The sequence below is a fragment of the Shewanella sp. A22 genome (assembly GCF_053850585.1).
Genome location: NZ_JBSQBN010000051.1, coordinates 22,817 through 29,777 on the forward strand (window position 1 = coordinate 22,817; position 6,961 = coordinate 29,777).

5 protein-coding genes are annotated in these 6,961 nt (G+C 40.3%); 2 read left to right on the plus strand and 3 right to left on the minus strand.

From position 1 onward, the window contains the following. Positions 1-52: 52 nt before the first annotated feature. From ACWXWT_RS10960 to ACWXWT_RS10970, 3 genes are all read right to left on the minus strand, one after another. Complete coding sequence (locus ACWXWT_RS10960) at positions 53-538, minus strand: YchJ family protein (RefSeq protein WP_456041620.1); 486 nt, start codon at positions 536-538, stop codon at positions 53-55. After that, positions 538-1,134: a YybH family protein gene (locus ACWXWT_RS10965; RefSeq protein WP_456041621.1), complete on the minus strand. Its 597-nt coding sequence runs from the start codon at positions 1,132-1,134 to the stop codon at positions 538-540. The genes ACWXWT_RS10960 and ACWXWT_RS10965 overlap by 1 nt, the downstream gene beginning before the upstream one ends. A gap of 547 nt (positions 1,135-1,681) precedes the next feature. Further along, entirely contained in the window at positions 1,682-3,490 is a 1,809-nt protein-coding gene (locus ACWXWT_RS10970) for a M2 family metallopeptidase (RefSeq protein ID WP_456041624.1), read from the minus strand. 195 nt (positions 3,491-3,685) lie between these two features. Here ACWXWT_RS10970 and ACWXWT_RS10975 point away from each other — a divergent pair, with 195 nt between their 5' ends. Continuing rightward, the gene (locus tag ACWXWT_RS10975; RefSeq protein ID WP_456041622.1) at positions 3,686-4,327 is read left to right on the plus strand and encodes a TetR/AcrR family transcriptional regulator; all 642 of its coding nucleotides are present in this window, start codon (positions 3,686-3,688) and stop codon (positions 4,325-4,327) included. Positions 4,328-4,338: 11 nt separating this feature from the next. Next, positions 4,339-6,615: an acyl-CoA dehydrogenase gene (locus ACWXWT_RS10980; protein ID WP_456041623.1), complete on the plus strand. Its 2,277-nt coding sequence runs from the start codon at positions 4,339-4,341 to the stop codon at positions 6,613-6,615. Positions 6,616-6,961: the final 346 nt, after the last annotated feature.

The following is a 6,961-nucleotide window of genomic DNA, read 5'->3' on the forward strand; positions in this document are numbered from 1 at the left end:
TGCTCGCCAACTAGGCTGGTTACAACTAGGTTAGCGTTGTTTATGACTTTAGTTATCCCATCTTTTTTGCACAACATTGCTTGAATTTTTTGCCGCTGTTACAAATACATGGTTCATTTCGACCCGGTAAGGAGGTATGCATTTGTTTACCCGAGGTGTATAACCAAATACCATTTAGCAGTACAAAGTTGGAACATTCATAGATTGCATCAATTTTCTTATCTTCTAAATACCACGCTTTAAATATGACCTCGCCAGACTCTTCCTTTTGCTTACAATTGAGCACTTGTAACCCTAACCAGTGGGTATTATGTTGGGCCAGTTGTTCCACTGTCATACCTTGGCGGTGTTGTGGGTGATGTGTTGTCATTAAATAATCAAATTCACCAACAACAAATGCACAATACCTTGAACGCATTAATTGTTCTACAGACTCAGCTGTTGCGGCATTTAAATGAAATGGCTGACAGCAGTGTGGGTACAGTTGATGACTCCCACAAGGGCATAAATTGATAAGATTGGATGTTAGTTCGATCATTATGGGTGCTGGTTCAATTCTGTTGGCGGGGTAATAAACTGTCGCCCATAGTATAGGTTTGGTACTGGTTTGGCGTCATAATAAAATTTGGGGGCTGCGTGAGTATTTGAATCAACGCTAATTTTCCATTTATGCTGATCCTCTTTGTTAAAAACGGTCACAAATTTACCTGCAAACTCACTGACAGGTTCTCCAGACTCTTTTCCCGGATGAAAACGAACTAGGTAATAACCGATATCAGTTGTGTTATTTCCTTCACTGTGTCGCATAAGAACACGGAAATCGACTTCCAACTTTGCATTTTTACGTTTTATTCTATTAAAAAAATGACTATATAAACGTAAAATATTCTCTTTGCCGCTAACTATTCCTTTGTCTTGTGTTTCAGAAATATATATCGCATCCTGAGTGTATATTTTTTCGATTGCGGCTAAGTCTAGCTGTTCAACAGCATGAGTTAAATCAGTGTAACGAGTATTTAAAGACTTGTGAGGAATAGGTGCTGCTGATATGTTTAATGAGCTGACACACAAACTGACAGCTAATAGCAGTAACGTTAACCATGATGTATTTAATAGGGACAATTTTTTTTTCAAGGTGTTTTCTCTTTTTCGCAATCAATAATGGCAAGCGATACCGTAAACATAACTATAAATTAATCATCCACACCGCTAAAGAATAGAATCTTTACAAAATATGTAAATCTCAGTGGAAGGGGGCATATACCGTCTCGTTATGCCGCTTTATGCTGACCAAGAATGACAATCCGACCGTATTTAAAAACAATCATCAATGGCAACTATTTTTTATAAGGTTTAGTGCTTAATTGTAACAGATGCTCAACTTGCAAAGCGAGCGTTATACACATTCCATGACTATGTGACCGCTAGGGTTATTCAGGTTTTTCAGTTTAGGTGCATTGTTGAGGTATGGTGGTTCCCTAAGAAAGGAAGGTAAACGCTACAATATTATATTTGGTTACTTAATTTGCGACCAGCGGATGATGAATCAAAAATGGCGCTAATGATTAGCACCATTTTTGTTATGCTAAGATAAAAACGTGATTCAATAATACTGCGTTAAATTAGTCGTTTTTACTCTCTTGAGCGTTTACCAACCGCATTGACGGTTAGCTTCAGTGTTTTATGTATCTAACCAGACTTGTAAAGGTGCAAAGTAATCTAAGACTGCTTTTGCATCCATTTCCTTCGTACCAGTGACGATGTTAAGTGCTTCTGGCCATGGCTGGCTAGCTCCTATTTCAAGCATCTGGTTTAATTTAGCTCCAGCAGCTGTATTGCCGTAGATACTACAGCGATGTACGGGACCTGTATCTCCAGCAATATTACATAACGCTTTGTGGAATTGGAATTGCAGCACATGTGCCAAGAAATAGCGCGTGTATGGGACATTGCCGGGTACGTGATATTTAGCACCAGGGTCAAAGTCTGCTTCGCTGCGAGTTATTGGGGCGTTAATTCCTTGGTACTTTAAACGTAAATCCCACCAAGCTTGATTATATTGTTCTGGTTTAATGGTGCCGTTAAATACTTGCCAACGCCATTGGTCAATCATTAAACCAAATGGCATAAAGGCAATTTTATCCAATGCTTGCTTTAATAATAAGCCAATGTCTTTAGAGGCATCCGGTACGGTCTCTAACAAACCAATTTGGTTCAAGTATTTGGGGGTAATCGACAGTGCAATTGTGTCACCAATGGCTTCATGAAAGCCGTCGTTTGCGGAGTTCTTAAAGATGAATGGTTGATTTTTATATGCTCGTTGATAGAAGTTATGACCTAATTCATGGTGAATAACGGTAAAATCTTCGGCATTTTTCTGAATACACATTTTAATGCGAATATCGTCTTCGTTATCGAGATCCCATGCCGATGCATGACACACTACATCGCGGTCTTCGGGTTGGACAAATAGTGAACGTTTCCAGAAGCTTTCAGGTAATTCATCAAAGCCTAAAGAGGTAAAAAAGCCTTCAGCTTGTTTGACCATTTTAATTTCGTCATAACCATTTTTTGCCAATAACTCAGTGACATCATATCCAGGATCAGCATCTTTTGGGGCAACACTGTTATAAATTGCGCCCCATTGTTGTGCCCACATGTTTCCCAACAGATGAGCTGGAATTGGACCTGTTTTTGGCGCTATTTCATCGCCGTATTGTTCATTTAGCTCACCTCGAACATAACAGTGTAGTGAATCATAAAGTGGTTTTATTTGTGCCCATAAACGGTCAAGTTCTGCTGAAAATGCTGCTGGTTCCATGTCGTATTGACTACGCCATAATTCCGATAAATCAGCATAGCCAAGTTCTTTTGCACCTTCATTGGCTAATGCTACTTCACGTTCAAACAATGGTCGCATTGGCTTTGATATTTCACGCCAGCCTTGCCAAGCTTCTAAAAGCAGTGCTGGGTCTTTTGACTCTGCCATGATGTTGGATAATTCAGGTTGGGTAAGACAGCGACCATCGGAAAAACAATATTTTCCTTTGCCATAAAGTCCATTCAGTTCAGCGCTGATACTCGCCAGTTCAGCATTTTTAGCAGGATCTAATGGTGAAGGTAATACAAGGCTACTACGTATACTATTAAGCTTTCTTGTGTTTAGATCATCGAGTTCTACATTTGCGTATTTAGTCGCTTCAGTCGCGTAGCGTACCGATGTAGAAGTGATTCTTTCGCCCATTGCGGCCGATAGCGCAGCGGTATCATCGGTGATAAAATTAGAGTAAATCCATTCAGCACGGTTGGCTTCAATTGACAAGTTGGCTAATTCTGCTTCTGCTTGATTAATAAAATTAATGGCAGACGTGGAATCAATTTTTTCTACAGGAGTAGTAGCAGTCTCATGTGAGTTATTACAGGCGCTTAGTCCTAAAACAAGAGAGACAACAAGTGCAGTTTTAGACGGTTGTTTTAAAGGAAAGTTCATATCATTGGTATCCATGTTTTTCTTATCGACGTCAGTGTACCCAAAAAGAGTAAACTTTGCATAAAAGTTAATAATCTGGTGTGGTTGTTACGGTTTTTGTGGTTACACTTTATAAAAATAGCTGACAATTTCGATTGACATCTGTGTGCTCAATGATTAATTTAAACAGGTGTTTAAATTAACTTGGGTCCTAGAATGGCAAGCCGTACTGATACAAAAACTAGAATACTCGACGCAGCTGAAAAGTTGTTTGCTGAAAGGGGGTTTTCTGAAACTTCTTTACGGCTGATCACCAGCAAAGCTGAAGTCAATTTGGCATCAGTCAATTACCATTTTGGTTCGAAAAAAGAATTAATTCGTGCAGTTTTAGCAAGATACTTAGATGTGTTTATGCCAAGTGCTTCAGTAGAGATTAATCATATACATCATGCGCCGGAAAATGCTTCACTTAACGAGATTTTTTCTGCTTTAATTAAACCGTTACTCGAACTGAATAAAGTTCGTCATGGTGGTACGATTATCTTTTTGCAGTTATTGGGGCGTGGTTATATTGAAAGCCAAGGTCATTTGCGCTGGTTTATTACAACGCACTATGGTGAATATTTGGCTACATTTGTACAAGCTGTGGTTGCAAGTGCACCGCATATTCCTCCGGCCGAAATGTTTTGGCGTTTGCATTTTACCCTGGGAACCATAGTGTTCACCATGGCATCGGCAGATGCATTAAATGAAATCGCTGCTGCCGATTATGGTGAGCATAACGACACAGAAGCGATTATCCGTAAAGTTATTCCTTACATGGCAGCGGGTGTTGCTGTCCCTGTGCTAACAAACTAAGAAGGTATAAAATGAGTATCGTCATATTGCTTGTTATAGCGATCATTGTCCTCTTTGGCGTACGAAATATTAGGATGCAACTTATCACGCGTCCGGTTTTTTCGTTCTTCAAAAAAGTGTTGCCACCTTTGTCGAGTACCGAGAAAGAAGCCATGGAAGCGGGTGATGTTTGGTGGGAAGGTGAGTTATTTCGTGGTAAACCCAATTGGAATACCTTGCACGGTTACGGTAAGCCAACATTAACGGCTGAAGAACAGGACTTTATTAATAACCAAGTTCAAACGGCATTAACCATGATTGACGATTTTGATATTGTTCATAATCGTAAAGATTTGCCACCAGAATTATGGCAATATTTTAAAGATGAAGGTTTCTTTGCTTTAATTATTCCTAAAAAATACGGTGGACGTGAGTTTTCCGCTTATGCAAACTCAACTATCGTAGCAAAAATTGCCACTCGTAGTGTGAGTGCGGCGGTGACAGTTATGGTGCCAAACTCTTTAGGCCCTGGTGAATTATTAACCCATTATGGTACTCAAGAACAAAAAGAGCGTTGGTTACCCTCATTAGCGGTCGGTAAAGATATTCCATGTTTTGCATTAACAGGCCCTGAAGCTGGCAGCGATGCTGGTGCTATTCCAGATATGGGTATTGTTTGTCGTCGTGAGTTTGAAGGAGAAGAGACATTAGGGTTAAGCCTAACCTGGAATAAACGTTATATTACATTAGCACCTGTGGCGACAGTACTAGGGCTTGCGTTCCAAATGCGTGACCCAGATGGTCTCTTGGGTGATGTAAAAAATCTTGGTATTACCTGTGCGTTAATCCCAACCGACCATGAAGGTGTTGAGATTGGTCGTCGGCATAATCCATTAATGATGGCATTTATGAACGGGACTACAAGCGGTGAAGATGTATTCATACCATTAGATTGGATTATTGGTGGCCCTCAATTTGCGGGTAAAGGCTGGCGTATGCTGGTTGAATGTTTATCTGCTGGTCGAGGTATTTCATTACCTGCACTTGCTACAGCATCTGGGCATGTATCGACAAAAACAACGACGGCTTATAGTTATGTTCGCCAACAGTTTGGCATGTCTATTGGTCATTTCGAAGGTGTGCAAGAAGCCATGGCCCGTATTATTGCCAATACTTATCAGCTTGAAGCAGCACGCCGTTTAACAACACAAGGCATCGACTTGAAAGTGAAGCCTTCAGTTGTTACCGCTATTGCTAAATACCACATGACAGAACTCGGTCGTGACGTGCTTGAAGATGCAATGGATATTCAATCTGGTAAAGGAATTCAATTAGGCCCTAAAAACTATTTAGGTCATGCGTTTATGGCAAATCCGATCTCAATTACAGTAGAAGGTGCCAATATTCTTACCCGTTCATTGATGATTTTTGGTCAAGGTGCAACCCGTTGTCATCCGTATGTTTTGGCTGAAATGGAAGCCGCTGCAATGGAAGATGAAACATCTGCTCTAGACCGTTTTGATTCGCTGTTGCTCGGACATATTGGTTATGCAATAAGTAATGCTTTGCGTTCATTTGGTTGTGCGTTAACCGGCAGCCGCTTTGCCAGTGCCCCGGTAAGTGGCCCGACACAACAATATTATCGTGATATGACTCGTATTTCGTCAGCATTAGCAATCATGACAGACTTGTCGATGTTGATCATGGGAGGCGACCTCAAACGTAAGGAAATGATTTCCGCTCGTATGGGCGATGTATTAAGTCAGCTCTATCTTGCATCTGCAACATTAAAACTGTTTGAAGATAATGGCCGTCAGCAAGATGATTTACCTGCGGTCCATTATGCGATGACAGAGCGTTTACACCTGGCCGCTAAGGCGCTTGAAGATGCTATTCGTAACTTCCCAAGTAAAATTGCCGCTGTTTTATTACGTGTATTGATCTTCCCATTAGGTAATTACTTCAATGCTCCAAGTGATAAATCAGCCGTCGATGTTGTCAAAGGTATGTTGAAACCTGGACCTGCACGTGACCGTATTACTTTCTTGTGTGGTGAGTTTGAGGGTGATACTAGTGGTATTGCGGAAGTTGAAAATGCATTTTTAGCTAAATACGCAGCAAAAGATTTATATAAGAAACTGAAGAAAGCACAACGTAGCGGACATATAAAATCTAAACTTCCAATGATCGAGTTATTCGATGTTGCGTTAGAAAAAGACATTATCAATGAGGCTGAACATAAACAATTGGTAAAAGCTGATGAACTACGTTTAGCCGCTATTAACGTGAATGATTTTGAAGCACTATGATCCGTTTTTAACCATAGATGCTAATTGTTAATACAAATTGCCCTGACTTTGTCGGGGCTTTTTTATTAACAGGATTCATCAATATTGTGATAGCAATTCCATACTTATACCAATCTCATTAAATATCTGGTCAGTTCAGAGTCTCTCAGGTTTTTCAATTCAAGGCACATTGATGTAGAAATGGTGTTCCCTTTTAAATCGATGTAACACAGAAGTGGCATACCTGAGAGACTCCATTCTGGCGGGTTTCAAAGTCCTTTATGCTTCGTTAGATGCTTTCAAAATACGACGGCATGGTCTATTTTTTTCCATAAAAAATAAGACATTCCCACCATCCATGGCGGTC

Excerpts from the sequence above, each read along its gene's own strand:
- ACWXWT_RS10960 (WP_456041620.1), bottom strand. The coding sequence starts at position 538 with ATGATCGAACTAACATCCAATCTTATCAATTTATGCCCTTGTGGGAGT.
- ACWXWT_RS10970 (WP_456041624.1), bottom strand. The coding sequence starts at position 3,490 with ATGAACTTTCCTTTAAAACAACCGTCTAAAACTGCACTTGTTGTCTCT.
- ACWXWT_RS10975 (WP_456041622.1), top strand. The coding sequence starts at position 3,686 with ATGGCAAGCCGTACTGATACAAAAACTAGAATACTCGACGCAGCTGAA.
- ACWXWT_RS10980 (WP_456041623.1), top strand. The coding sequence starts at position 4,339 with ATGAGTATCGTCATATTGCTTGTTATAGCGATCATTGTCCTCTTTGGC.